We start from the raw sequence: 26,132 nt of genomic DNA on the forward strand, positions 1-26,132 counted from the left end.
TGCATCATGAAAAACACACATATTATTAAAGGTATAAAAGTATGGGCTGCCTGCCTGCTGGTATTGGCTGCTATAACAACGCAGGCGCAGGTACTGAAACCCGCCACCTGGAGCTACGATGTGTCAAAAAGACAAGTAGCTGTGGGTGAAGAATTAGAGTTGATCTTCAATGTGCTGATCGATAAGGACTGGTACCTCTATTCTTCTGATTTTGACCCGGACCTAGGGCCGATGGTCACAGAGTTTAAATTCCAGAAGCATCCGTCTTATGAGCTGGTAGGCAAAATAAAGGCCATCAACCCGAAAAAGAAGTATGATGACATTTGGGAGGGGGAGTATACCTATTTTGTCGGGAAGGCACAGTTCCGGCAGAAGGTAAGAATACTGAAGCCGGATGTATCGATAAAAGGCAGTTATGAGTATCAGGTTTGCACCGATGTGGACGGACGCTGCATTCCGTTTGATGATGCGTTCAGCTTCACGAACAAACAGCTCACCGTGACAGGTGCTGTAAAAGCAGCGCCTGCAGGTACAGACTCGCCACAGCCTAAAGAAGAAGCAGCCCTGGAGTCGCCCCAGGGAAACCAGGAGACAGTCTTGCCTGAGGCGGCTGGAGGTAACCTGCCTTTGGATGTATTTGAGCAGCAAGATACCACAGTGGGCGCATCAGCAGCTTTTGACAGCGACGATGAGCCACTTCCTGCCATGGCATCGGAGCAGGCAATAACCGATGTGCCTGTGTCGGCAAGCGGGGAAGGCAGCCTCTGGGCTTTTATGCTGGTGGCTTTTGGCTCTGGCCTTATCGCCCTTCTAACACCCTGCGTATTTCCGATGGTACCCATGACGGTGAGCTTTTTTACAGGAAGCAGCGGGAGCAAAGGGCAGGCGATCCTGAAAGCAGTGGTGTATGGCTTGTCTATCATCGCTATTTATACCCTTATTGGTACGGTAGTGTCGAAGTTGTTTGGGGCGGATGGGGCTAACTTCCTCAGCACGCATTGGCTACCTAACGTGTTGTTCTTCGCTATCTTCCTGATTTTTGCGATGTCGTTTTTCGGCATGTTCGAGATTACACTGCCAAGTTCGTGGCTGACCAAGGTGGATGCCCAGGCCGACAAAGGCGGCTGGATCGGGGTGTTCTTCATGGCGTTTACGCTAGCGCTGGTCTCTTTCTCCTGCACCGGGCCCATTGTAGGCAGCATTCTGGTCGCCTCGGCCGGTGGCGAAACCTTGCGGCCGGTGGCCGGCATGTTTGGATTTTCGCTGGCCTTTGCCTTGCCTTTTACCTTGTTTGCCGCATTCCCTTCGTGGCTGAGCGGGCTTCCGAAGTCCGGTGGCTGGCTTAACTCCGTAAAGGTGGTGCTGGGCTTTATCGAACTTGCCCTGGCACTGAAGTTCCTGAGCGTGGCGGACCAGGTATACCATTGGGGGATTCTGGATCGGGAGGTATACCTTGCGCTCTGGATCGTGATATTTGCGCTTATGGGCTTTTACCTGTTGGGCAAGCTCAAGTTTTCCCATGACTCTGACCTGCCATACATCAGTGTGCCGCGCCTGCTGCTGGCTGTAGCGACGTTCGGCTTCGTGGTTTACCTGATACCGGGCTTGTTTGGTGCTCCGCTAAAAGCCCTGGCTGGGTACCTGCCGCCGCAATCAACCCACGACTTCGACCTGACCAGCGTGATTCGCGAGAACAGGGGGAGTAGCGCCAGCACGGCTACCGCTAACCAGTTGTGCGACCCACCCAAGTATGGCGATACATTTGAGCTGCCTCACGGGCTGCAAGGCTACTTTGACCTGGAGCAAGCCAAAGCATGTGCGGCGGCAATTGGCAAGCCCATCTTTATCGACTTTACAGGGCACGGCTGCGTGAACTGCCGCGAGATGGAAGCCAATGTATGGTCGGACCCGGCAGTGCTGCAGCGGCTGAACGAAAACTATGTGATTGTGGCCCTATACGTGGACGACAAGACGGAGCTGGCCAAAGCCGAGCAGTATACCAGCACCTACGACGGCAAAGAGAAGAAAACCATTGGCAAGAAATATGCGGACTACCAAATCACGAAGTTCAACGTAAACGCCCAGCCTTATTATGTGCTGATGGATGCGCAGGAGAACGTATTGGTAAAGCCCATTGCTTATGACCTGAGCGTAGAGAACTTCGTGGAGTTTCTGGATGCCGGTGTATTAGCTTACAAGGCTACCCACAACCAGCCCTCAGTTGCTCAGAGATAATACTTAATGTATAGCCATTAAACAAAAAATCCCCGCCAGCAATGGCGGGGATTTTTGTTTGAGAGTCAGTTTAAAATCTAACGTCTACACGAGTTACTTTGCCTCATTGTAGCGACGGGTTACTTCTTCCCAGTTTACTACGTTCCAGAAGGCGCTGATATAATCCGGGCGACGGTTCTGGTAGTTCAGGTAGTAAGCATGCTCCCATACGTCCAGTCCAAGGATTGGCTGGCCGCCGCAAGCCTGGTCAACATCCATGATCGGGGAGTCCTGGTTAGCTGTGGAGCAAACACTCAGTTTGCCGCCTTTCTCTACACATAACCAAGCCCAGCCAGAACCAAAACGCGTAGCCGCAGCTTTGTTGAACTCTTCCTTAAAGGCATCGAAAGAACCAAAAGCGCTGTTGATGGCATCGGCTAACTCGCCGGATGGCTGGCCACCGCCGTTTGGCGACAGGACTGTCCAGAAAAGGTTATGGTTGTAGTAGCCGCCGCCATTGTTGCGAACCGCTGTTTTGCCATTCACATTTTTCAGGATCTCTTCAATAGACTTACCCTCTAAATCAGTGCCTTGGATGGCGTTGTTCAGGTTAGTGGTATAAGCCTGGTGGTGTTTTGTATGGTGGATTTCCATGGTGCGCGCATCGATGTGCGGCTCCAGGGCGTCGTAAGCATAAGGTAGGTTCGGAAGTTCGAAGGCCATAGTTTTATGTGGTTAATGGTTGAAAATGATGTTTATACACTTGACTTCAGTGTACGTCTTGCTTTCAAAGTTAGTTAATTTCTTTTAGCCGCAAAGAAGGAGGCCATCAGGTCAGCACATTCCTGCGCCATAACCCCGCTTACCATCTCGGTTTTGGGGTGCAGCAGGTTGCCTACCCGTCTATAACCGCGTTTGGGCTCAGATGTTCCGAACACCACGCGTTTTAGCTGCGCCCAGTAGCTCGCCCCGGCGCACATCACGCAGGGCTCCACGGTTACGTACAGGGTACAGTCGTGCAGGTATTTGTTGCCCAGGTATTCCGAAGCAGCGGTAAAGGCCAGCATCTCGGCATGTGCCGTCACGTCATTTAACTTCTCGGTCTGGTTATAGGCCTTGGCGATGATGCGGTTGTTGGCAACGATTACTGCCCCGATGGGCACCTCGCCCTCCTTGGCAGCCTGCTGGGCCTGCACATAGGCTTGCTGCATAAAATGATCGTCGCTGTAAATGGATAAGAAGTCGGTTGCCATAGGGTATTGCGGTCAAATATGAGTTAGTGGAACGGGCGGTGCCAGAAGGCAATCAAGCAGGAACAAGCGTTGGTCTGTTATTCAAAAATAAAGCACAGCCAGGAAGAATCAAAAAAGCCTCTCCTGAATAGAGAGGCTTTCATGGGTATAGCTATAGGTTTACTTCATTTGGATGGAGCCCATGATTTCGCGGGCTGGTTGCTGCCACTCATTTTTCATCACGAAAGGGGTATGCAGCGTGAAGATCATCAGTTGGTTACCCACAATGGTATACTGCACAATGCTGTACTTCTGCATCGGGGCCAGGTTAGTGGTGCCACGCTCATCCTCTACAGACGAAACAAACTCGAACACAATAAAATCCTGCCCCTTCACCTTCGTCACCTCTTGCCGGATAAAGTCCACCTTGCTGAAGGTCTCTAGCAAGTTGGCTTTGTAAAACTCCCGCAGCATATCCAGGTCTTGGGCCCTGAACCCCGATTTTTTCTGGGTCACACTGAAGTCCACTAATTCGTTCGGGCTGGTATACACGGCGAGCGGCTTGGTAGAGGCCGGATACTTGCGGGCGATGCCATCGTCTGACAGAGGGGTGAAATCACGGGGCAGCATCACGGTCAGGTTCTTGCTGAGCTGTATTTTCTTGAGCTTGGGCTGTGCAAAGGCCACTCCCGCAAGGAATAGAATGGCTAAAAAGGCTATGTATCGCATGTTCATATAATTGATTCGGTAAAGCTAAGACTAAATGGGCATAAGGGTGCGGCTCTTTTAGATGCAATTATTCTGCCAATCTATTGTGGTGACCTTTTGGTTGGAGTATGAATATCTTCTGGGGCGGTTCTCCGTTTATGTTTAGAGGCGCTATGCAGCAGCGCAATCGCTGAGGAGGTATGGCAAGGGCCTGACATAAATTACAGGGAAGAATATAATCAGAGACAATTATGCTAGAAAACATCATTAACAACGTGAAGGGGCAGCTGACAGGTGAATTACAAAGCAAGTACAACCTGCAGCCGGATACTGCCAACAGGTCGGTGGACCTGGCGAAGGACAACCTGATGGGTGAAATGAAAAACCGCGCCTCCAGCGGCGACTTCGGGGGCATTATGGATGTGCTGAAAGGAAATAAGGGGGCTACCGAAAGCTCTGGGGTCAACAGCGTCATCAACAACTATGTAAGCGATTTAACCTCCAAATTAGGTGTGCCAGAGTCGGTGGCGAAGCAGGTCGCACCGTTTGTGATCACGTTTATCATGAACAAGTTCTCCAACAAGGTTACCTCAGAGGGTATGAGCCAGTCGGATATCATGGGCAGCCTGGTAGGCGGCGGACTGAAAGATGCGGTAACCAAGGGTATAGGCGGAAAACTGGGCGGCTTATTCAAATAGCGTTTGCCACATAGCAAATAAAAGAAGCCGTACTCAGTGAGTACGGCTTCTTTTTTAAACGTCATTGTGGTTGTTTGGATCGGAAGGGCACTACCCCCTTAATATGAGTGCCCTTTTGATATGATAGCGCAACAAGCGCTATACATATTACTTTTATTCCTTACTTTACTTAACGTAAGAACAGCGTTCTAGTCTTTATTTAATCAGAATATTTTTTTAGATCGACTATAAGCCAAAGTAAACTGCCGTTCTCAGAATTCAAATTTCTAACGCTTATCCTTTTCGCTCTTAACGGTACGCTAGGTAAAACCTAAAGTCACCGTTTAGTGAGAAGATCCCTGCAAATAAGAATTGGTTGCAAAGCTACAGCTTTTTATTTTTGCCGCTAGTGTTACTCGCTCCTTGCAGTCAGGCTTGATCTGTGAGTGTAAAGCCGGATTGAATGACCGAAAGCATCCATAATCTCTTCTTTAAATTTGTGAAATTCGGGGTAGTGGGCTTTGTAGGGCTTCTGCTGGACTTTGGCATCACCTACTTAGGTAAGGAAAAGCTACGCTGGAACAAGTATGTGGCCAATAGCCTTGGTTTTACAGTAGCCAGCGTCAACAATTATTACCTCAACCGCATCTGGACCTTCCATAGCCTGGACCCTGAAATAGGGTGGCAGTTCTCGAAATTTCTGGTAATCGCCCTGGCTGGGCTGCTGCTCAATAACTTTATTATCTATGTCCTAGCCGATAGAACAAAGCTTAACTTCTACGTAGCCAAGTTTATCGCCATTATTCTGGTTTTCTTCTGGAACTTCTCCATCAACTACCTCTATACCTTTACACGCTAGCGTTGCTAAGGCAGCACCTTATATATTTGCACCTGCTCGTCTTTGTGCACCCGGGGGTTCAGGAGGTGCAGCACTTTGTCGTAGAGCGACGGCGACACGGTGTGCTCTAGCACCAACTGCGGGAAGACCTGGTGCAGCCGCTCCAATCGCTCCTTCAAATCATCGGTGCCCACCACTACCACATAATCCGGTTTCTGAGCCGAGGCATCTAACTCTTGCTGCAGGTGGGCCGGGGTTTTATCCTCATTCAAGGTATAGACCATCACAAAATCGGCAGGCAGTTGCTTTTGCCCCGTCAGGTATTCCTGCCACACTTTGTCCTCATCGGTCATATACTTATCGTACTCAGCGCTCATGTGGCCGAGGTAGAAGAGAGGTGGCTTTTTAACGCTGTGGTTACCGAACTCCAGCACAATTCCATCCATACCTGCTTTCTCCGAGAGGTATACCAGCGGGGCGACCCGACTCTTTTTTGTATAGGTAAAAGCCATCCCCACAGCCGCCACGATGTTCAGCACCCAGAAAAAGCCCCAACTCCAAGCCAACAGTTTGCGCCGACGCTGCCAGAAAGCAGAGGTCTGCACAAACTGCTGCCACCCAATCAAGCCGAGAATCATTATAAGCGGGAGGAGGGGGAGTATAAAGCGCTCCTGCTTGTTGGGGAAAAGTGAGTGCGCCACAAAAAACAGCAGTCCTCCCCAGAACAGCGTTGGGGCCAGCTTAACGGTACGCGCATACCCGAACACCAGAAACGCGCTTACCGGCGGAACCAGAAAGCCCAGCACCGTCAGGGCAAAGCGGTACACGGGCCCGGTGCTGAAGTTCTCGGCATTCTCGGAGTTATACAGGAAGTAGGCGACAATGGAATGGAAAGGATAATCGAAAAAGATTATATCGATAGTGCCTTGCACCAGGAAAGCAGTGACAGCGAAGCCTAGCAGCATGCCAAGCGCAGCGCGCCACTGGCGGCAGTAGAGCAACACCAACCCAGCGCCCGCCCCAAATATTACCGTATGGTACCGTATGGTAAAAGCCAGCGCAAACAGTGCCCCTGCCCAAAAATAGGGCATCATCGGTTGCCGCTCTTTTTGTTCCTGCTTTGCCATCAGGTAAAAGGCTGCCAGGTAAGGGGGGATGCAGACCATCTCCACCAGGTTGCGCACGCTCATGAAAGGCATGAACCATACCAGTGCCAGCATCAGCCCTACCAGGCGCGCATTGCGTTTGTTGGAAAGCAATGCGGTAATTTTATACCCAAAGTACACCACCAGCAGCGAGTAAAGACCATGCAGGACGCGCACGACCGTCATTTTCGTTTCCGGATGGTAAACTCCTAACCCCTCCAGGGTATAGAATATGCCGTAATGCAGGAGGGCGTAAAGCATGCTGTGGCGCGGCGGCATGTCCTCGTTCAGCCAAAGCGGTAGCCCATCCACCCACCCCTGGGCGATGGTGATTACATCGAAGTGGTCATCGCTGAAGGCGAAACCCTCTGAGAAGAATGCCGCTGCCATGCGAATCACAAAGGCAACCAGCATGATCAGCCAGAGTGGCACCAGGTAACCTTCCGTCGCGCTGCGCCCAAGCGGGCTGGTGGAAGAATAGTTTTTTGTGGTTTTTGTAATATTTGGCATGAGTGGGTGATAGGACTGCACAAATTTAAGGGGAATTAAAAAGAATTGGTGTTAACTTCGCTATTTAAATTGAATTACACCATGCTAAACGCCAGGCAAAACGTAAGAAAGCGACCTGCACGACTGCTGCCCAAGCTGATGCTGGGATTAGGGGTAGTCGGTGTGTTGGTATATATGGGACGCGAGTTTTATTACGCCTCCCGGTACAAGGGGGCTAACGTGCTGGTGCTTGGCCATGGCGGGTCCGGGTTTGTGTCACCGCTCAACCCTTACAACCCGCTGCCTGCAAATAGCAGGGCGTCTATCAGAAAGGCCCTCGAAGCGCATGGGGCGGATGGACTGGAACTGGATGTGCAGCTGACAAAAGACGGGGTGTTAGTGCTGTACCATGACGGGACGCTTGTAGCCACCACCGGAAGGCAGGATACGATCCAGAACCTGAATGCGGCGCAGGTGGTAGGCTTAAAGTATCAAGAGGGCCTGCTTTACGATTTGTTTCAGCAGGAGCAGATTATCACGCTGCGGGAGGCGCTGGAGCTTTTCAGCACTTACGAGGATCTCCCTTACCTGCACATCGACCTGCGTAATTATGATACAAGCCGGTATAGTAATTATGCCAAAACAGTGCTGCGCCTTTTGCAGGCGTATGATTACCCGCTGGCAAAGCTTGCCTTCATCTCGCCGGATCCCGAATTCCTGAAGGCTTTTAAGATAGAGGAACCGGCTGCCACGCTGCTGCTCGATGCGGCAGGAAGCTTTGAAGAAACACAGCAGCAGGTGCAGGCGCATGGCTTAAGCGGCATCTGCGCCAACGGTCGCGACGCTACCAAAGAGCAGGTGCAGGCGGCCAGGCAGCAGGGGCTGCAAGTGGTGCTTTTCGGCGGCAAGTCCAATTCCCGTATTGCCAAAATGATCGAGATGGAACCAAATGCCATCCAGGTGAATGATGTGGCGGCTATGCGGCGGATGGTGGACTAACATCTTTCGCCCTTGCGGGTTATAGCAACTTACAAATTAGTACATTTGCATTATATAGAATTACTGAAATAGATTATGCTTAGAACACACACGTGCGGTGAACTCCGCCTATATAACAAGAACGAGGAAGTTATTCTGACAGGTTGGGTGCAGCGCCTCCGCGACAAAGGCGGTATGGTATGGGTGGACCTCCGTGACCGCTATGGCATTACGCAGCTTTCGTTTGAGGAGGGCATTACGCCGCCAACGCTGCTGGAGCAGGCACGTGCCCTGGGCCGCGAGTATGTGGTGCGGGCAACCGGCAAAGTGATCGAGCGTTTCTCGAAGAATGAGAAAATACCGACGGGCGAGGTAGAGGTGAAGGTAACCAAACTGGAAGTACTGAACCCCTCTAAGCTGCCGCCGTTCCTGATTGAGGATGAGACCGACGGAGGCGATGACCTGCGCATGAAGTACCGTTACCTGGACCTGCGCCGCACGCCTGTCCGCCGTAACCTGGAGCTGCGCCACCGCATGATGCGCGAAGCCCGCAATTACCTGGACAGCCATTTCTTTATCGAGGTGGAGACGCCGGTGCTCATCAAGTCCACGCCAGAGGGCGCCCGTGACTTTGTGGTGCCGAGCCGCATGAACCCGGGTGAGTTTTACGCCTTGCCGCAGTCGCCGCAGACCTTTAAGCAGTTGCTGATGGTGTCGGGTTTCGACAAGTATTTCCAGATTGTGAAATGCTTTCGCGACGAGGACCTGCGCGCCGACCGCCAGCCAGAGTTTACCCAAATAGACTGCGAGATGTCTTTCGTGACGCAGGAAGATATCCTGAAGGTTTTCGAAGGCTTTGTAAAGCATCTCTTCGAAGCAGTGAAGGGCATCACCATCGAGAAACTGCCGCGCATGACCTATGCCGATGCCATGAAGCTCTATGGCTCAGACAAGCCGGATATCCGTTTCGACATGCGCTTTGTGGAGTTGAACGAGCTGGCTCAGCAGAAAGGCTTCCCGGTATTCGACGATGCGGAACTGGTGGTGGGAATCAATGCCAAAGGCGCTGCCGGCTATACCCGCAAGCAACTCGACGAGCTGACTAACTTTGTGAAGCGCCCGCAGATCGGTGCAACAGGCTTGGTATACGCCCGTGTGAACGACGATGGCAGCATTAAGTCTTCTGTGGATAAATTCTTCACGGCCGAGGACCTGGCTGCCTGGGGAGCTGCTTTTGATGCCCAGCCGGGCGACTTGTTATTGATTTTAGCCGGGAAAGCAGATAAAACACGCAAGGCCCTGAACGAGCTGCGCCTGGAGATGGGCGAGCAGTTAGGGTTGCGCGACAAGAATGTTTTCGCTCCGCTATGGGTGGTAGACTTCCCGCTGTTGGAGTGGGATGAGGAATCGCAGCGCTACCATGCCATGCACCACCCGTTCACGTCGCCAAAGCCTGAAGACCTGCAACTGATCGACTACCGTCCGGGCGATATCCGCGCGAATGCGTATGACATGGTAATCAATGGTGTGGAAGTTGGCGGTGGCTCTATCCGTATCCACAATCGCAGGTTGCAGGAGCAGATGTTCCGTTTGCTGGGCTTCTCGGCAGCAGAGGCAGAGGCGCAGTTTGGCTTCCTGATGAACGCCTTTGAGTACGGTGCGCCGCCACACGGTGGTATCGCCTTCGGCTTCGACAGGCTTTGCTCGCTGTTCGGTGGCTCGGAGTCCATCCGTGACTATATCGCTTTCCCGAAAAACAACTCAGGCCGCGATGTCATGATTGACGCTCCTTCATCCATAGCAGATCAGCAGCTGGAGGAGTTACACATACGCATGAAGAACCTGCCGCAATAAGTCGCGGGTCTTTTATCATTTCTTATCCGACAAAGGTGAAGGTAGCAGCGCAGGAGTACGAGTTAAAGACGGGTGAGATAATCTTGATCCGGGAAGGTAAAGTAGCGGATTCAAAAGCGCTGTTGGAAACGGTACGCGAGTATGTTTTCACGAGCCGCTACCTGATCGTTTCGCCAGAGGATTTAGAGCAGACGGTGGCTGATGAGGCCAAATGGATACAAGCCTTGCGCCTGAACCCAAACAGCTTGCTCTTGCTGGCCCTGCACAACGGAGAGGTGGTCGGCAACATCGACCTGACCGGGAGCGACGACAATCACGATGATCATTCTGGCTTGATTTCGATGGGTATACTAGAGGCATACCATAACAAAGGCTTAGGCTCTATTCTGTTGCGCGAGGCAATTGCCTGGGCCCGTAAGCAGCACCACTTGCAGGTGCTGTGCCTGCAGGTAGCCCGCGGCAACAAAAACGCAGTACACCTGTATGAGAACGCCGGTTTCACGGTGGAGGGCAGACAATCAGAGCTTACTCCCGATAACGGAACCGAGAACATCATCATGACGCTGAACCTATAGTATAACTGGACTCATACAGTCTATAAAGCGAAAGCGGCTGCTCTATACAGGGCAGCCGCTTCCGCTTTATAAATCATGTTCTGTTTTTAAATGATATCGCTCACAAGTGCTGGCGCTATACCTAACAGGATCGTTAAGACAGTGATAAGAATCAGCATGAAAGAGGCAAAGCTATTCACTTGGATCGGCTCCTGGTTTTCGGCCGGGTGCATGTACATGGCAATCACCACACGGAAGTAGTAGTAGATGCCCACAGCTGCCAGCAGCACGGCCACCACGATCAGCCATACCATGTTCGCGTCCTGCAGCACGGCTGCAAACACAAAGAACTTGGCAAAGAAACCTGCAGTAAGGGGTATACCTGCCAGCGAGCACATCGATACCGTCATCGCGAAAGCCAGCAGTGGGTTTGTTCTGCCCAGGCCATTGAAGGCCTCGTACAGCTCGCTGCCACGCTGCATGCGCACCATGTTCAGCACGCCGAAGGCAGCCACCGTAGCGGTAGAGTAAGCCAGCGAGTAGAACAGGATAGAAGAGTCAGAACTCTCGTTAAAGGCAACCAGCGCCATCAGCAGGTAACCTGCGTGCGAGATACTGGAGTATGCCAGCATGCGCTTCACGCTTGTCTGCACCACTGCCCCGATGTTACCGACAACGAGTGTAAGGGTTGTGATGGCGATCAGGGTAGGGAACCAGGTTGGGTAAGAAGCCGCGAAAGCCGCTGCCATTAGCTTGTAAAATGCCGCTATACCCGCTGTCTTCACGACCGTTGACATGAACGAGGTGAAGAAGGTGGGCGCTCCCTCATACACATCCGGCGTCCAGAAGTGGAAAGGGGCAGCTGAAATTTTGAAAGAGATACCAATGATCACCATCAGCAAGCCAAGCAGGAACATGCCGTTCATCACACCGTCCGTCGCTGCTGAAGCTGCGCCGATCTCGGTGATGTTGAAGGTACCGGTCGCGCCATAGATCAGCACAATACCGAAAAGCAGGATACCGGTAAAGAAGGCTCCCATCAGGAAGTACTTCAAAGAGGCCTCGTTGGAGCGCAGGCTTTTCTTATCGCTGCCCGCCAGCACGTACATGGCTATAGAGAGGATCTCGATGCCCACAAACAGCATCAGCATGTTCTCGTAGCTCACCATCATCACGGCACCCACCAGCGAGAACAGCAGCAGCGAATAGAATTCAGCTAAGTTGTCGTCGTGGCTATCTACATAGCGCTGCGAGAAAGGAATCAGCAAAATCGTGGTCAACACCATGATGCCCGTGAAAGCCACCGCATAGTTGTCGATGGTGAGCATGTTGTTGAAGTAGCTCTGGGTATCGTTCCAGCTAAACAGGTTGGCGCCAAACACTACCGCCAGAAACAGCAGCGCCAGTGGCAACAGTATCTTCCTGGAGTTCGCAAAACCGATGAAGAGGTTGAGGATACCGAAGAAGGAAAGTAGGATAATCGAGGTCATGTCGTCGTGTTTCCTGTAAAAATCGTTTTGCTTATGCTTGGCCGCTTAGCGGTTGATAATATTCAGTAGGTTTCCCACAGCCGGCTCCGAGATGCTCAGGAACGTGTTCGGGAACAAACCGATCCAGAATACCATGATCACCAGCGGAATCAAAACCGCTTTCTCGCTCATGGTCAGGTCAGCGAAAACTGCTGTGGCCTCTGATTTCGGACCGAACATCACGCCCTGGAACATGCGCAGCATGTATACTGCACCCAGGATGATGGTTAAGCCAGCGGCTGCGCCAAACCAGGCGTTGTACTGGAACACACCCGATAGCAGCAGGAACTCACCCACAAAACCATTGGTCAGCGGCAGGGCCACAGAGCCCAGCAGCAGGATCATGAAACAGATCGAGAGAGCAGGCGTTGTTTGGGTGATACCGCCCAGGCTAGTGATCTCACGCGTGTTGGTGCGGCTGAAGATGATATCGATGATAAAGAACAAGCCGACTACATTGATACCGTGGCTCAGCATCTGGATCACGCCGCCTTGCAGGCCTTGCTCGTTCAGGGTAAAGATACCGGCGGCGATCAGGCCAACGTGTGCGATGGATGAATACGCAATCAGGCGCTTCAGGTCGTGCTGGCGGATAGCGATAATCGAAGCGTACACGATGCCGATGATAGACAGCACCAGCACCACTTCAGACCACTGGCTCACGCCCAGCGGCACCACGGGCAGCAACCAGCGCAGCACCCCGTAGATACCCATTTTCAGCATGATGCCGGAAAGGAGCATGGTGGCTTGTGTTGGTGACTCGGTATAGGTGTCGGGTTGCCAGGTATGGAACGGGAAAACCGGCATCTTGATAGCAAAAGCGATGAACAGGAACCAGAAGATCCAGCTCTGCGACTCGCTTGAAAGGTTTAAGTTATAAAAAGCAAACACCTCGGAAGAGTGCGTGCCCGGTGTCTGGAGGTATAGGTATACGAACGCGGCCAACATGAAAAGCGAGCCGAAGATGGTATACACAAAGAACTTGAAGGTAACCGGAATCCGGCGCGCACCGCCCCATATGGCAGCGATAAAGTACACCGGAATCAGGGCCATCTCCCAGAAGAAGTAGAATAGGAACGCATCCAGCGCCACGAAGACACCGATCAGGCCCGTCTGCATAAACAGAATCAGGGCGTAAAATACGTTCGGGTTCTTATACTCGTGCTTGAAAGAGGAAAGCACGATAAGCGGTACTAAGAAGGTAGTTAGTAACACCATTAGGAGGCTGATGCCGTCCATACCGATGGTAAATCCGATACCTGCGCTTTCTACCCAAGGGAAGGAAAGCCCAGCCTGCATCATGCCGCTGTCTGTGTTAAAACCAGTATAGGCAACCAGGGAGATGGCAAATTCGATCAGTGCCGCCACCAAAGCCACCGTTCTGGCAGTCTGCCCTTTCAGGAGCAATACCAGTAGTGCCGCCAGGGCAGGCCAGAAAAGTAATAGAGCTGTAATCATCTTCTAAGAGCCTTATCCGATAAAGAAGTTTAAAAATAGGATCAGCACGATGCTAAACACCATCACAAGCACATAGAAGCTGATGATGCCGCTTTGGGCATAGCGCAGCGTACGACCGCTTTGCGTCACCAACTTGCCAAATCCGTTCACTACGCCGTCTACCAGCACTACATCCACAAAGCGGTAGAAGGTAGTAGAGAGCCACATCACAGGGCGCACAATGATCGCATTGTAAAGCTCGTCGATGTAATACTTATTGTAAATGAGGTTGTGTATCGGAGATAGACGCTCGCCTTCCGCTGCGGGCACTGTCTTTTTGCTAACATATAGCACGTAAGCGATGATGGCGGCTACAAGCGCCACGGCAACAGAAAGCCCCATCAGCATATACTCTGTCGCGTGGTCGATCTGCGGAGCCTCCAGGGCGGCAGGGTTGGCCAAACGGGCGAAGTCATAAAGCGGGGTGAGGTAGTTGCCCAGCACGTGCTCAGCGCCAAACACCTCAGGAATTCCCAGGAATCCACCAATGGTCGAAAGAACCGCAAGCACGATCAACGGGATGGTCATGGAGGCAGGCGACTCGTGCAGGTGGTGGCGCTGCTCCTCGGTGCCACGGAACGTTCCGAAGAAGGTCAGGAACACCAGGCGGAACATGTAGAAAGAGGTCATGAAAGAGGCCAGCATACCCAGCGCCCACATCACTTTGCTGTGCTCATACACGTGCGCCAGCAGTTCGTCTTTCGAGAAGAAACCGGCGAAAGGCGGTATACCGGAGATCGCCAGCGTACCGATCAGAAAGGTAAGGAAGGTGATCGGGAGATACTTGCGCAGGCCACCCATTTTGCGGATATCCTGCTCGTTGCTCATGGCATGGATCACAGAACCGGCTCCCAGGAACAATAGTGCCTTAAAGAAAGCATGCGTGAGTACGTGGAACAGCGAAGAAGAGAAGGCCATCACACCCAGCGCCAGGAACATGTAGCCCAACTGCGAAACCGTGGAGTAGGCGAGTACCTTCTTAATGTCGTTTTGCGCCAGTCCGATGGTAGCAGCCAACAGAGCAGTTATCACACCCACCACCGCAATTACTTCCAGCGTAGTTGGGGCCAGCACGAACAGTACGTTTGAGCGCACTACCATGTAAATACCCGCCGTCACCATAGTAGCTGCGTGAATCAGGGCCGAAACCGGTGTCGGACCCGCCATCGCATCCGGCAGCCAGGTAAACAGCGGTATCTGCGCACTCTTACCCATCGCACCCACAAACAGGAGCAGGGTAATGGTAATCATCACCGTAGAGTCTATACCGCCCGTATATTGGGCAGCCTCGGCAAACACCTGCGGGTAGCTCACGCTGCCGAAGGTGATAAAGATCATAAAAATGCCCAACAGGAAGCCCAGGTCACCGATGCGGTTCATCACGAAGGCCTTCTTGGCGGCGTTGTTGTAGCTGGTGTTCTTGTTCCAGAAGCCGATCAGGAGGTAGGAGCAAAGCCCAACGCCTTCCCAGCCCACAAACATCAGCACGTAGTTAGCGCCCATCACCAATAGCAGCATCGAGAACATGAACAGGTTGATGAAGGCGAAGAACTTGCCGAAATTCTCATCGTGGCTCATGTACCCGGCAGAGTACAGGTGAATGAAGAAGCCGATACCGGTCACCATCAGCATCATGAACAGCGTCAGCTGGTCGATAAGAAAGGAGAAGCCGATGCGCATGTCACCCATCGAAATCCAGTTGTAGAAATCGACGGTATAGGCGCGGCTGCCGTTAGCGGTAAAGTCGAGGAAAAGGTAAATGGAGATCAGGAAGGAAGCCAGCACCGTGCCGCATCCGATTAAGCTAACCAGTCCCTTCGCCAGTTTTCTGTTGCCCAGGCCATTCAGGATAAAGCCCAACAGGGGCAGTACCGGAACAAGCAGACAAAGCAGTGCCATGGCTTGGTTGTTACTTGGCATTACAATCTCTTGCATCTGTATATATGTTATATAAGCTGTTGATTGATTTGAAATGAGTGCTTACCACTTCAGGTAGTTGAGTAGCTGCACGTCTGTGGAGCGGATGTTGCGGTACGTCATCACGATAATCGCGAGACCAACGCATACCTCGGCGGCGGCTACGGCCATGATGAAAAACACGAAAACCTGGGCAGAGGCGTCCGCGCGGTAAGCGGACAAGGCCGTCAGTAACAGGTTCACGGCGTTCAGCATCAGCTCGACGCACATAAAGATCACGATGGCATTGCGGCGGGTCAGTACCCCGATCACCCCAATCGCGAAAAGCGCTGTGCTGAAGAACAGGTAATATTCAAGTGGAATGGTTCTGATAACCTCAGGTATTTGGTTCATTTTCTGTGGGCCTGAACGTATTGCTGATTTAGGATTATGCTATAGACTAAGCCGCAAAGTTATCCTCATTTTTCAAATAAACATAACATATTTTGAATCTTCTTAGCCCTTGTGGCGTAATGTTGCGGCGCTGATTTATAGCTTTTTTGTGTTTTATACACCTTGTTAGCCAGCGTGCTTCCTGGCGTTGGGTGTTGATCCTATACCTATCCGAAGTGTTTCCGTAGTTAAGGTTAATTTTGACCAGATGTTATGATCCGCCTGAAAACGATACTTTATATTCCGCTCGCGTTGCTTGCCGTTACTGCCTGCCAACCCAAAACGCCTGCCGAATCGCGCATGGCCGATGCCGAAGCCCGCATGAAGCAGTTGCAACTAACCGCCACTACGCAGCAGCAAAAGACTTATACCAACCTGCCGTCGGCCTCAGGCATTGCCTTCGTGGATAGCACCTATTATGTAGTGGGCGATGATTCTCCGTTTTTATACCTACTGGACAAGCAGTTTAACCAAACCGGTAAACTGGCTTTGTTCGATACCACTGGTTTTGCCACAGGCCGCATCCCAAAAGCCGTTAAACCCGATCTGGAGAGCCTGACGCATTTTAGGTATGGCCGCGACAATATGTTGCTGCTGCCCGGCTCGGGCTCCGGGGAAATGCGCAACCGGGCTTTTTTAGTGAACCTGACAGACAAGATGCACGTGCAGGAACTGGACTTCAGCCGGTTGTATACCTTTCTGAAGCGTGTACTACGGTTCGAGACTGACGGCGAACTGAACCTGGAGGGACTAGCCATGGACAACACCTATACCTATCTGCTGCAACGGGCCCTGGGGACCTCCTCCAATGTGCTCCTGCGCTTTGATACCCGGGATTTCAAGCGTTTCCTGATGAGCCAGGGAGACATGCCGGCGGTGGCCGTGTACCATTTTGAGTTGCCACAGCTAGGAGGGTATAAAGCAGGCTTTTCCGGGGCTTATACCTTGGGCAGCCAGCTATTTTTCACCGCCTCCTCAGAAAACACCCCGAATGCGGTGGCAGACGGTGAGGTAATAGGAAGTGTTGTCGGCGTGATTGACCTGAATGCGCTGCCTTATGCCACTCGTGCCGCCAGTCCGCTAAAGGTCCCGACTGTGCAACTGACGAACCCGGATGGTACGGCATATAAAGGGAAGGCAGAATCCTTGGTCGTAGAGGGAGGTAAGCAGGAAGGAACGTATGAGGTCGTGATAGTTTCGGATGATGATGCAGGCGGTTCCGGGTTACTGACGTTGCAGCTTAAAATATCCTCGTAGGGACAGGTCGCGACCCAATGCTGTAAACTTAAGAAATAGCTATATCCAATCTGTCATCTCGACGAAAGGAGAGATCTGGAATTTTTTAGTGTCACGTGATTTTTCAGATTCCTCGCAAAGGCTCGAAATGACAGCTTCGTCTTAAGTTGATGGCATTGGGTCCCGACCTGTCCCTACGAAAGGGATATAACTAAAAAGCGCCTGTACAAAGTATGTGCAGGCGCTTTTGGTATGTATAAAACAGTGTTTCTTAGAAATGCTGTTCGCCGGTTTCTTTCTTGCCCAGCATCACGGCACCCACCATGGCTACCAGGAACAGCACGGAGGCTAGCTCAAACGGGAGCAGGTATTCCGTAAACAGCACCTGGCCCAGGCTTTCCACCATACCCGTCTGCGAATTGTAGGTTTCCGGGTCGTAGCCGGCAATTTTAGCGTCTTTCAGGGCCGCAATCATCACCACAAACAGCAAACCACCTGCAACGGTACCAGCAATCTTGCTGAGCATGGACATCTGGGCGTGTTTCTCCGTATGCTTGCCCATGTTCAGGAACATGATCACAAAGAGGAACAGTACCATGATGGCACCGGCATACACGATGATATTCACCGCAGCCAGGAACTGCGCATTCAGTAGGATGTAGTGGCCGGAGATGGTGAAGAAGGTAATGATCAAAAACAGGACGCTGTGCACGGGGTTTTTAGAAATTACCACCATCAGGGCACACAGCAATGTCAGCGAGGCAAGGAAAAAGAACAGACTTGTCATCGGGCTATTTTGTTTCAGTAGTCTTTAACGGCTCCACCAAACGGTCTTTGCCATATATAAATTCGTCGCGCTCGTAACGGGCAGGGGCGATTTTGTCGTCTTGCAGGAAGATGGCCGCTTTCGGGCAGGCTTCCTCGCAGAGGCCGCAAAAGATGCAGCGCAGCATGTTCACCTCGTAGGTTACCGCATACTTCTCCTCACGGTACAGATGCTCCTCACCTACCTTACGCTCACCGGCCGTCATCGTGATGGCTTCGGCAGGGCAGGCCACAGCGCAAAGTCCGCAGGCGGTGCAACGCTCGGCACCGGTCTCATCGCGCTTCAGCACGTGCAGCCCGCGCCAGTGCTCACTGCGCTCGCGTGTTTGCTCCGGATACTGCACGGTAGCCTTCTTTTTGAAAAAGTGTTTTATCGTAATTCCAAGTCCTTGGGCGATAGCAGGGAGGTAGGCACGCTCGGCGAACGTCATTTCCTTCTTCTCTACTTGCTTTCTTCTATTGGATAGTGGTTCCATTATTATCAGCTTATGTATGTTAGCAGTTTCGTCTCCTTAACAGAGGCTGGGTCGCCATCATTCAAGTTTAGTTAAAATAAGTATTCTTTCAGCAGAATTCCGCCGCCAGTCAGGATAATGTTCAGGATCGCGAGCGGAATCAGGATCTGCCAGCCTAGCTTCATCAACTGGTCGTAGCGGAAACGCGGCAACGTCCAGCGCACCCACATAAAGAAGAAGATGAACAGGAATATCTTCGCGAACATCACAGCCACACCTACCATCGTTACCACGTTATTGGCCAATACAGGATCGCTGATAGCCTGGCGGAGGTTCTCCATGAACGGGAAGTTGTAAGCCCCGAAGTAAAGCGTCGCCATCACGGCAGAGGCCACGAAGATGTTGATATACTCGGCAAACAGGTACATACCCAGCTTCATGGAGCCATACTCGGTATGGTAACCCCCAATCAGCTCGGCCTCAGATTCCGGTAAGTCGAATGGTGTACGGTTGGTCTCAGCGAAGGCGCATACCAGGAAGATAACGAAGCCAAGCGGCTGGTACCAGATGTTCCAGTTGAAGCCTGCCTGCTGCGCCGCGATCTCACGGAGCGAAAGCGAGCCTGTCAGCATCAGCACCGCGATCAGCGAAAGGCCCATGGCCAGTTCATAGCTGATGTTCTGCGATGCCGCACGGATAGCGCCCAGCAAAGAGAATTTGTTGTTAGAGGCCCAGCCACCGATCATCAGGCCGTACACACCCAACGAAACAACACCAAACACATACAGCACCCCGATGTTCACTTCGATTGCCTGCAGGAAGATCTCGCGCCCACCCACAATCAGCATGTCGCCGAAGGGTATAACCGCGCTCGACATGGTAGCCACCAGCATGGCGATACCCGGACCGATGATGAAGAGTGCCTTGTTTGATTTGGCAGGTATAAAATCCTCTTTAAAGAAGAGCTTTCCGGCATCGGCCAGCGGTTGCAGCAAGCCTGCGGGGCCTGCGCGGTTTGGGCCTACGCGGTCCTGGATAAAGGCAGCGATCTTGCGCTCAAAATAGGTGGAGTACGTCGCTATCAGCAAAGTGATACCGAAAATCACCAGAATGTATATTCCTTTATATAGTAGGTCTACTGACTCCATATGTTATTCCTGCGGAAGGTTTTTCTTGGTGGATACTGGTAAGTTTGGCACAATCGGTACGTTCACAACCGGCAACTCGTAGTGGTTCGCCGAGATAACGGAACTGCTGTCGATATGGCGCGGGCCTTCGATTGTCCAGTCGCTCGTCTCTTTCTTGTCGAAGCGGCAGGTATTGCAGATAAACTCCTCTACCTCGTTGTACTGGTCTTTGCGGGCTGTTACGCGCAGCACTTCCTCGCCACGCGTCCAGAGCGTTACTTTGCCGGAGCAGGTAGGGCAGTCGCGGTGCGCATCCAAGGGCTTGGTAAACCACACACGGTTCTTAAAGCGCCATGTCTTGTCTGTCAGGGCGCCCACTGGGCACACGTCGATTACGTTTCCGGAGAACTCATTGTCCACCATGTTCTCGATGTACGTTCCGATCTCAGCCGCATCGCCACGACCAAGCACACCGTGCACGCGCTCAGGCGTCAGTTGGTCGGCAGTGTACACACAGCGGTAGCAAAGGATGCAGCGCGTCATGTGCAGCTGGATGTATGGGCCCAGGTCTACCTTGTTGAAGGTACGGCGCTCTTCCTCGTAGCGGGTGGCACTCACGCCGTGCTCGTATGATAAGTCCTGCAAGCTGCACTCACCGGCCTGGTCGCACACAGGGCAATCCAGCGGGTGGTTGATCAGCAGCATTTCCACGATGCTCTTGCGGGCGTTCAGCACATCCTCGTTGGTAGAGTTCTCCACTACCATACCGTCCTGCACCTGCGTGATGCACGAGGCGACTAGCTTTGGCATGGGGCGGGTGTCTTTGGCAGAGCCCTGCGTTACCTTAACCAGGCACACGCGGCATTTGCCACCGCTGCCTTTCAGCGGCCCGTAATAACACATGGCAGGCGGCACTACCTTGCCTCCGATTTGTCTTGCGGCCTGCAGGATGGTAGTTCCGTCTTCTACCTCTATCTCAATGCCGTCAATAGTTACTTTAGCCATTATTTTGTTGTTCGTTTTTCGTTGCTCGTTTCCGCTGGGAAGCCGAACAATGAACAGTTAATGCTATATTTTTTTAATCATTTCCGTCATGCTGAAAGCAAAACTGCAGCTTGTTTTCAGCATAGCGAGAAAAGAGTATCTCAATTATAGGTAACGAAGACCAGTTGTTAAAAAGTCTTGTGTCTAACGTCTTGCTACTTGTGTCTCTATTAAGCCGTTACTGTATCCAGTTGGCCTCTGTACACCGCACCTGGGGCTGTTGCCTCTTTCGGGTGCTTGATGTGCCACTCAAACTCATCACGGAAGTGACGGATGGCAGCAGCTACCGGCCAGGCGGCAGCATCACCCAATGGGCAAATGGTGTTACCCTCAATCTGCTTGGCAACGCTCACTAACAGGTCGATGTCCTGCTGATGGCCGTGGCCGTGCTCGATGCGGTGCAACACTTTCTCCATCCAGCCGGTACCCTCACGGCATGGGCTACACTGGCCGCACGACTCATGGTGATAGAAGCGGGAGTAGTTCCAGGTGTTGCGTACAATGCACTGCTGGTCGTCGAACACGATGAAGGCACCGGAGCCCATCATCGAGCCACTTACAAAGCCACCATCGGAAAGCGATTCGTATGTCATCAGGCGGTTCTCGCCTTCAGCTGTTTTCAGGATAAGGTTGGCAGGCAGAATCGGCACTGAAGAACCTCCCGGCACAACGGCCTTCAGTTGTCTTCCTTTCCAGATACCGCCGCAGTACTCGTCAGAGTAGATAAACTCCTCTACCGGCACGCCCAACTCGATCTCATATACCCCTGGGTTGTTGATGTTACCGCTGGCAGAAATCAGCTTGGTACCTGTGCTGCGGCCTATACCTACTTTGGCATACTCCGCGCCACCGTTGTTCACGATCCAGGGCACCGAAGAGATGGTCTCCACGTTGTTCACCACCGTTGGGCTCTGGAAAAGGCCTTTCACCGCCGGGAATGGAGGCTTGTTGCGTGGGTTCCCGCGCTTGCCCTCCAACGATTCCAGCAAAGCAGTTTCCTCACCGCAGATATACGCACCGCCACCTGGAGCCACATGCAGGTCCAGGTCGTAGCCCGAGCCCAGGATGTTTTTGCCCAGCAAACCGGCTGCATACGCTTCCGCAATCGCTTTCTCCAGGATGCGCAGCACGAACATCAGCTCGCCACGGATGTAGATGTAAGAAGTATTGGCACCCAGCGCGTAGCTCGACGTGATCATACCCTCGATCAGGCCGTGCGGGTTTTTCTCCATGTACCAGCGGTCCTTGAAGGTGCCCGGCTCCGACTCGTCGGCGTTGCATACCAGGTAACGCGGAACGCCTTCTGGTTTTGCCAGGAAGCTCCACTTCATACCCGCCGGGAAGCCAGCGCCACCACGGCCACGCAGACCAGAGGTTTTCACTTCTTCTACCACCTCTTCCGGAGACATCGTTTTCAGGGCTTTCTCTACAGATTTGTAGCCGCCGTGCTTACGGTATACCTCCAGCGTTTCGATGCCGGGTACGTTTATATGTTCGGTTAATATCTTAAGTCCCATTGTAGCAGGATGTATAGCTGTGCAGATTTTAAGCTGCCTGTTGTGTCAATTTATATTTTGAGAAAAGCGAGGAGACTTTCGCGGCGGTTTTCTATCCAACCACCCCCGGCCCCTCAGAGCTAAGCTCGCAAGCTTCGAACTCCCGTTCTCGCTTGTCCAAGGAGGGGAACTCTACTGGATGAGTAGCCTCCATTGTAAAGGTTTCCTCTGTCAGGATTACTTTGCCCAGGTTGGGATTTCGTGCTCCGTCTGGCGCATTGTTGCCAGAAACTCGTCCACGCGCTCCTCGCTGTCGAGGTTCTCGTAGAACAGCTCGCGCACCTGCAGCATCGGGCCGGTGCCGCAAGAGGCAAGGCACTCCACAGGCTTCAGCGTGAACATACCGTCGGCCGATGTCTCGCCCTCCTCGATGTTCAGCTTGCGCTTTAGCGTGTCAATCAGCTCGTTGGCGCCGCGCAGGCAGCAAGGGCCGGTGCGGCATACCTCCAGCACGTGCTTTCCAACCGGCTTCAGGTTGAACATGGTATAGAACGTAGCCACCTCGTATACCTCGATCGGCTGTATGTTCAGGATCTCGGCAATCTTGTCCATCGCCTCAGGGCTTACCCAACCGCCCAGCTCAGCCTGCGCAATGTGCAGGAGAGGAAGCAGGGCAGACTTGTGGCGACCTTCGGGGTAGTGGCTGATGTAGCGCTGCATTTCGGCCATAGCCGCATCAGAAAACTTCACTTCGTCTTGTATCATCTTATCAGTTAACAAGTAACAGTTAACAGTAGTTTTTCAGTAAACAATTAACAATAAACAGTAATCAATCGCGCTTTTTGCTCAGTATGCAGTGTCATATTAACTGTTTACTGCTAACTGATTACTGTTCACTGTCTAGGCGTCCAGCTCGCCAGCGATCACGTTCAGGCTGCTCAGCGTCAGGATGGCGTCAGCCAACTGTCCGCCCACAATCATCTCGGTATAAGCCTGGTAGTAGATAAAGCACGGTCTGCGGAAGTGCATGCGGTATGGCGTGCGGCCTCCGTCGCTGATTAGGTAGAAACCCAACTCACCGTTTCCGCCTTCCACGCTGTGGTATACCTCGCCAACCGGGATATCTGCCTCGCCCATCACAATCTTAAAGTGATAGATCAGTGCTTCCATGCTGGTGTATACCTCCTGCTTTGGCGGCAGGTAGTAATGCGGGGCATCGGCGTGGTAAGAACCCTCCGGCAGGTTCTTGTAGGCCTGCTCAATGATTTTCAAACTCTCCCATACCTCGGCGTTGCGCACCAGGAAGCGGTCGTACGTGTCGCCTTTGGAGCCTACCGGTATTTCGAAGTCAAAGTCCTCGTAAGATGAGTACGGGTTCATCACGCGCACATCATAGTCTACACCGGTAGCGCGCAGGTTCGGGCCTGTGAAGCCGTAGTTGAGGGCACGCTCCGCGGAGATGGCGCCCACATCGATGGTTCTGTCCATGAAGATGCGGTTACGCGTCATCATTTTCTCAAACTCCGCCCATACCTTCGGGAAGCGCTTCAGGAACTCGTCGATCAGGTGCAGGGCTTTCGGCGACAGGTCGCGCTCCATACCCCCGATGCGACCCATGTTGGTCGTCAGGCGGGCACCGCATACCTCCTCGTAAATGTCGTAGATGTGCTCGCGCTCCTGCATCACGTACAGGAAGCCGGTAAAGGCGCCGGAGTCCACACCCAGGATCGAGTTACAGATCAGGTGATCCGAGATACGGGCCAGCTCCATCATGATCACGCGGATATACTGCGCGCGCTTCGGAATGCTGATGCCCAATAGCTTCTCCACCGTCATGTGGTAGCCCATGTTGTTGATGGGGGAGGAGCAGTAGTTCATCCGGTCGGTGAGCGGCGTGATTTGGTAGAACGGCCGGCGCTCCGCTATTTTCTCGAAGGCGCGGTGAATGTAGCCGATCGTCGGGACAGCGTCCACGATCTTCTCACCGTCCATTTGCAGGATGTTCTGGAAAATACCGTGCGTGGCCGGGTGCGTTGGGCCCAGGTTCAGCGTGGTAAGTTGCGGCTCTTCCTTCAGGGCAAGTCCGTGGTCTTTACGGAATTGCTCCAGCTCGGTGAGTTCTGCGGTTTTATGTTCAGTAGCCATGCGATGTATACTTTGTTAAGGGGCCGCCTCAGGTCCTGCACGCTGGCAGGGAAGCAGCCTGTTGGCTTAGCGCCCGAAAAACGTGTCTATCTTGTCTTCCCTTGTCTGGTCTTCCAGCGGATACTGCTTCAGCATTGGGTGGTACTCCATCTCGTCGATGTTGAGGATGCGCGTCAGGTTCGGGTGGCCGGTGAAAATAATGCCGTAAAAGTCGAAGGTCTCGCGCTCCATCCAGTTGGCGGTAGCGTAGAGATTGGTCACGGTTGGCAGCACAGGGTCTCCGGTTGGCATAAACACCTTCAGGCGAATGCGGAAGTTATGACGCAGGCTGTGCAACTGGTACATCACGCACAGTTCCTTGTCTTTCTGGTCCGGGAAGTGGATGCCGCAAAGTGTGGTCAGGAAGCGGATTTGCAACTCCTCATCGTCAGACAGGTACCGGATCAGGTCAATGATCGTCTCACGGTTCGTGGTGAGCGTCATGATGCCATCCGGGTTAAAAGCATCCCGGACGTTGTCTTCCCCAAACTTGCTGATGATTTTGCCGAGTACGTTTTCGTTCGTAAGCTCCATTTGCTTATTTAATGTTGTAAGAGGCTAACAGTGCCTGGTACTCCGGAGAGTTGCGGCGGCGCAGCGATTCGTTTTCTGCCAGGTCCTGTACACGCATAAGGCCGTCCAGGATCTGCTCAGGGCGCGGTGGGCAACCCGGCACGTACACATCCACCGGCACGATGCGGTCGATGCCCTGCAGCACAGAGTATGTGTCGAAGATACCGCCGGAAGAGGCGCAAGCCCCAACAGCGATCACCCAGCGCGGTTCAGCCATCTGCTCGTATACCTGCTTCACCACGGGCCCCATCTTCTTGGCAATGGTGCCCATCACCATCAGAATGTCCGCCTGGCGCGGTGAGAAGCTCGGGCGCTCCGATCCGAAGCGTGAAATGTCGTAGTTGGAGCCCATGGTGGCCATGTACTCGATGCCGCAGCAGGAAGTAGCAAACGGCAAAGGCCACAGCGAATGCTTGCGGGCCAAACCGATTACTTTCTCGAATGAGGTGGCGAAGAAACCTGCACCAGACACACCATCCGGCGCGTCCACTAATTTGATATCGTTATTTGAATCGCTCATTTTAAGGATAGTTTTATTCTACAAGTGTGGGCAGCCAATGCCCTGTTGTTCAACACATGTGCACTTGTAAAAGTTTAATGCCCTATTCCCAGTTCAGGATGCCTTTTTTGATGACGTAGAAGAAGCCCGCCAGCAGCAGGCCCATAAACACGAGCATCTGCAGGAAGCCCTCCAGGCCAAAGCTGCGAAAGTTGACTGCCCATGGGTATAGGAAGATAATTTCCACGTCGAACAGCACAAACAGGATGGCCGTCATAAAGTACTTGTAGGAGATTGGCGTACGGGCGTCGCCCACCGACTCAATACCGCTTTCCCAGGCGGCGCCTTTCACGGCACTGTCGCGCTTAGGGCCGAGCAGGTGCGTGAGCGTGAGCGCAAAAATCACAAAGCCAAGGGCGGCTGCAAACTGGATTAGAATTGGCAAGTAATCAGATGGTACATACTGATCCACAGTTGATTCCATAATGCGGTGGTCCTTTTGTAAAAGTAAGCAACAAAATTAGGTATAAATAGCCAACAATCAAAAGCATATATGTATAGTAGATAATGCAATTAATCGGGTGTACGGATGCAAAATCGGAAATAAGGATACGTTTGATTATCCGGTC

General features: G+C 52.6%; 25 protein-coding genes. 7 read left to right on the top strand and 18 right to left on the bottom strand.

What is annotated here, in order from left to right; genetic code table 11:
* Positions 1 to 6: 6 nt before the first annotated feature.
* Positions 7 to 2,235 (top strand): protein-disulfide reductase DsbD family protein, encoded by a 2,229-nt coding sequence (locus ACXYMU_RS02895; RefSeq protein WP_458984847.1) that lies wholly within the window; start codon positions 7 to 9, stop codon positions 2,233 to 2,235.
* 93 nt (positions 2,236 to 2,328) lie between these two features.
* Here the strand turns inward: ACXYMU_RS02895 and ACXYMU_RS02900 are convergent, their stop codons facing one another.
* From ACXYMU_RS02900 to ACXYMU_RS02910, 3 genes are all read right to left on the bottom strand, one after another.
* A complete protein-coding gene (locus ACXYMU_RS02900; RefSeq protein WP_458984848.1) occupies positions 2,329 to 2,937 on the bottom strand; it encodes a superoxide dismutase in 609 nt (202 codons plus the stop codon).
* A gap of 74 nt (positions 2,938 to 3,011) precedes the next feature.
* Positions 3,012 to 3,467, bottom strand: coding sequence for a nucleoside deaminase (locus tag ACXYMU_RS02905; protein ID WP_458984849.1), 456 nt, complete (start codon positions 3,465 to 3,467; stop codon positions 3,012 to 3,014).
* A 159-nt stretch (positions 3,468 to 3,626) separates the two neighbouring features.
* Positions 3,627 to 4,181: a hypothetical protein gene (locus tag ACXYMU_RS02910; RefSeq protein ID WP_458984850.1), complete on the bottom strand. Its 555-nt coding sequence runs from the start codon at positions 4,179 to 4,181 to the stop codon at positions 3,627 to 3,629.
* A 224-nt stretch (positions 4,182 to 4,405) separates the two neighbouring features.
* On the opposite strand from ACXYMU_RS02910, the gene ACXYMU_RS02915 reads away from it, so the two are divergent.
* Positions 4,406 to 4,852: a hypothetical protein gene (locus ACXYMU_RS02915; protein ID WP_458984851.1), complete on the top strand. Its 447-nt coding sequence runs from the start codon at positions 4,406 to 4,408 to the stop codon at positions 4,850 to 4,852.
* 442 nt (positions 4,853 to 5,294) lie between these two features.
* The gene (locus ACXYMU_RS02920; RefSeq protein ID WP_458984852.1) at positions 5,295 to 5,690 is read left to right on the top strand and encodes a GtrA family protein; all 396 of its coding nucleotides are present in this window, start codon (positions 5,295 to 5,297) and stop codon (positions 5,688 to 5,690) included.
* Positions 5,691 to 5,695: 5 nt separating this feature from the next.
* Here ACXYMU_RS02920 and ACXYMU_RS02925 read toward each other — a convergent pair whose 3' ends face one another.
* Entirely contained in the window at positions 5,696 to 7,324 is a 1,629-nt protein-coding gene (locus ACXYMU_RS02925) for a glycosyltransferase family 39 protein (protein ID WP_458984853.1), read from the bottom strand.
* Between the two features lie 81 nt (positions 7,325 to 7,405).
* Here ACXYMU_RS02925 and ACXYMU_RS02930 point away from each other — a divergent pair, with 81 nt between their 5' ends.
* The 3 genes from ACXYMU_RS02930 (at position 7,406) to ACXYMU_RS02940 (ending at position 10,710) form a co-directional block, all read left to right on the top strand.
* The gene (locus ACXYMU_RS02930) at positions 7,406 to 8,302 is read left to right on the top strand and encodes a glycerophosphodiester phosphodiesterase (RefSeq protein ID WP_458984854.1); all 897 of its coding nucleotides are present in this window, start codon (positions 7,406 to 7,408) and stop codon (positions 8,300 to 8,302) included.
* A gap of 75 nt (positions 8,303 to 8,377) precedes the next feature.
* Positions 8,378 to 10,135: an aspartate--tRNA ligase gene (aspS, locus tag ACXYMU_RS02935; protein WP_458984855.1), complete on the top strand. Its 1,758-nt coding sequence runs from the start codon at positions 8,378 to 8,380 to the stop codon at positions 10,133 to 10,135.
* A gap of 35 nt (positions 10,136 to 10,170) precedes the next feature.
* Positions 10,171 to 10,710: a GNAT family N-acetyltransferase gene (locus ACXYMU_RS02940; protein ID WP_458984856.1), complete on the top strand. Its 540-nt coding sequence runs from the start codon at positions 10,171 to 10,173 to the stop codon at positions 10,708 to 10,710.
* An 86-nt stretch (positions 10,711 to 10,796) separates the two neighbouring features.
* Here the strand turns inward: ACXYMU_RS02940 and ACXYMU_RS02945 are convergent, their stop codons facing one another.
* From ACXYMU_RS02945 to nuoK, 4 genes are read right to left on the bottom strand one after another with little or no spacing between them, the layout of a single operon-like run.
* Positions 10,797 to 12,179, bottom strand: coding sequence for an NADH-quinone oxidoreductase subunit N (locus ACXYMU_RS02945; RefSeq protein WP_458984857.1), 1,383 nt, complete (start codon positions 12,177 to 12,179; stop codon positions 10,797 to 10,799).
* Positions 12,180 to 12,224: 45 nt separating this feature from the next.
* Positions 12,225 to 13,676 carry a complex I subunit 4 family protein gene (locus ACXYMU_RS02950; protein ID WP_458984858.1) on the bottom strand — a complete coding sequence of 484 codons (1,452 nt, stop codon included), beginning with the start codon at positions 13,674 to 13,676 and terminating at the stop codon, positions 12,225 to 12,227.
* 12 nt (positions 13,677 to 13,688) lie between these two features.
* The gene (nuoL, locus tag ACXYMU_RS02955; RefSeq protein ID WP_458984859.1) at positions 13,689 to 15,650 is read right to left on the bottom strand and encodes an NADH-quinone oxidoreductase subunit L; all 1,962 of its coding nucleotides are present in this window, start codon (positions 15,648 to 15,650) and stop codon (positions 13,689 to 13,691) included.
* A 45-nt stretch (positions 15,651 to 15,695) separates the two neighbouring features.
* Positions 15,696 to 16,025: an NADH-quinone oxidoreductase subunit NuoK gene (gene nuoK / locus ACXYMU_RS02960; protein ID WP_241641895.1), complete on the bottom strand. Its 330-nt coding sequence runs from the start codon at positions 16,023 to 16,025 to the stop codon at positions 15,696 to 15,698.
* Between the two features lie 252 nt (positions 16,026 to 16,277).
* Between nuoK and ACXYMU_RS02965 the strand changes: the two genes are divergently transcribed.
* The gene (locus tag ACXYMU_RS02965; RefSeq protein ID WP_458984860.1) at positions 16,278 to 17,321 is read left to right on the top strand and encodes a DUF6929 family protein; all 1,044 of its coding nucleotides are present in this window, start codon (positions 16,278 to 16,280) and stop codon (positions 17,319 to 17,321) included.
* 250 nt (positions 17,322 to 17,571) lie between these two features.
* On the opposite strand, the gene ACXYMU_RS02970 is transcribed toward ACXYMU_RS02965, so the two are convergent.
* The 10 genes from ACXYMU_RS02970 to ACXYMU_RS03015 form a co-directional block, all read right to left on the bottom strand.
* Positions 17,572 to 18,087 carry an NADH-quinone oxidoreductase subunit J family protein gene (locus tag ACXYMU_RS02970; protein WP_458984861.1) on the bottom strand — a complete coding sequence of 172 codons (516 nt, stop codon included), beginning with the start codon at positions 18,085 to 18,087 and terminating at the stop codon, positions 17,572 to 17,574.
* 4 nt (positions 18,088 to 18,091) lie between these two features.
* Positions 18,092 to 18,601, bottom strand: coding sequence for a NuoI/complex I 23 kDa subunit family protein (locus tag ACXYMU_RS02975; RefSeq protein WP_458984862.1), 510 nt, complete (start codon positions 18,599 to 18,601; stop codon positions 18,092 to 18,094).
* 71 nt (positions 18,602 to 18,672) lie between these two features.
* On the bottom strand, positions 18,673 to 19,728 hold the full coding sequence (gene nuoH / locus ACXYMU_RS02980) for an NADH-quinone oxidoreductase subunit NuoH (RefSeq protein WP_458984863.1): 1,056 nt from the start codon (positions 19,726 to 19,728) through the stop codon (positions 18,673 to 18,675).
* A gap of 3 nt (positions 19,729 to 19,731) precedes the next feature.
* Entirely contained in the window at positions 19,732 to 20,712 is a 981-nt protein-coding gene (locus ACXYMU_RS02985) for an NADH-quinone oxidoreductase subunit G (RefSeq protein ID WP_458984864.1), read from the bottom strand.
* 209 nt (positions 20,713 to 20,921) lie between these two features.
* Positions 20,922 to 22,268: an NADH-quinone oxidoreductase subunit NuoF gene (gene nuoF, locus ACXYMU_RS02990; RefSeq protein WP_458984865.1), complete on the bottom strand. Its 1,347-nt coding sequence runs from the start codon at positions 22,266 to 22,268 to the stop codon at positions 20,922 to 20,924.
* 216 nt (positions 22,269 to 22,484) lie between these two features.
* Positions 22,485 to 23,012, bottom strand: a complete 528-nt coding sequence (locus tag ACXYMU_RS02995; RefSeq protein ID WP_458984866.1) for an NADH-quinone oxidoreductase subunit NuoE family protein — start codon at positions 23,010 to 23,012, stop codon at positions 22,485 to 22,487.
* Between the two features lie 135 nt (positions 23,013 to 23,147).
* Positions 23,148 to 24,392 (bottom strand): NADH dehydrogenase (quinone) subunit D, encoded by a 1,245-nt coding sequence (gene nuoD, locus ACXYMU_RS03000; RefSeq protein ID WP_458984867.1) that lies wholly within the window; start codon positions 24,390 to 24,392, stop codon positions 23,148 to 23,150.
* Between the two features lie 66 nt (positions 24,393 to 24,458).
* Positions 24,459 to 24,965 (bottom strand): NADH-quinone oxidoreductase subunit C, encoded by a 507-nt coding sequence (locus tag ACXYMU_RS03005; protein ID WP_458984868.1) that lies wholly within the window; start codon positions 24,963 to 24,965, stop codon positions 24,459 to 24,461.
* A 4-nt stretch (positions 24,966 to 24,969) separates the two neighbouring features.
* A complete protein-coding gene (locus tag ACXYMU_RS03010; RefSeq protein WP_458984869.1) occupies positions 24,970 to 25,524 on the bottom strand; it encodes an NADH-quinone oxidoreductase subunit B in 555 nt (184 codons plus the stop codon).
* An 82-nt stretch (positions 25,525 to 25,606) separates the two neighbouring features.
* A complete protein-coding gene (locus tag ACXYMU_RS03015) occupies positions 25,607 to 25,987 on the bottom strand; it encodes an NADH-quinone oxidoreductase subunit A (protein WP_458984870.1) in 381 nt (126 codons plus the stop codon).
* Between the last annotated feature and the right edge of the window lie 145 nt (positions 25,988 to 26,132).

It is taken from the genome of Pontibacter sp. CAU 1760 (assembly GCF_054482735.1).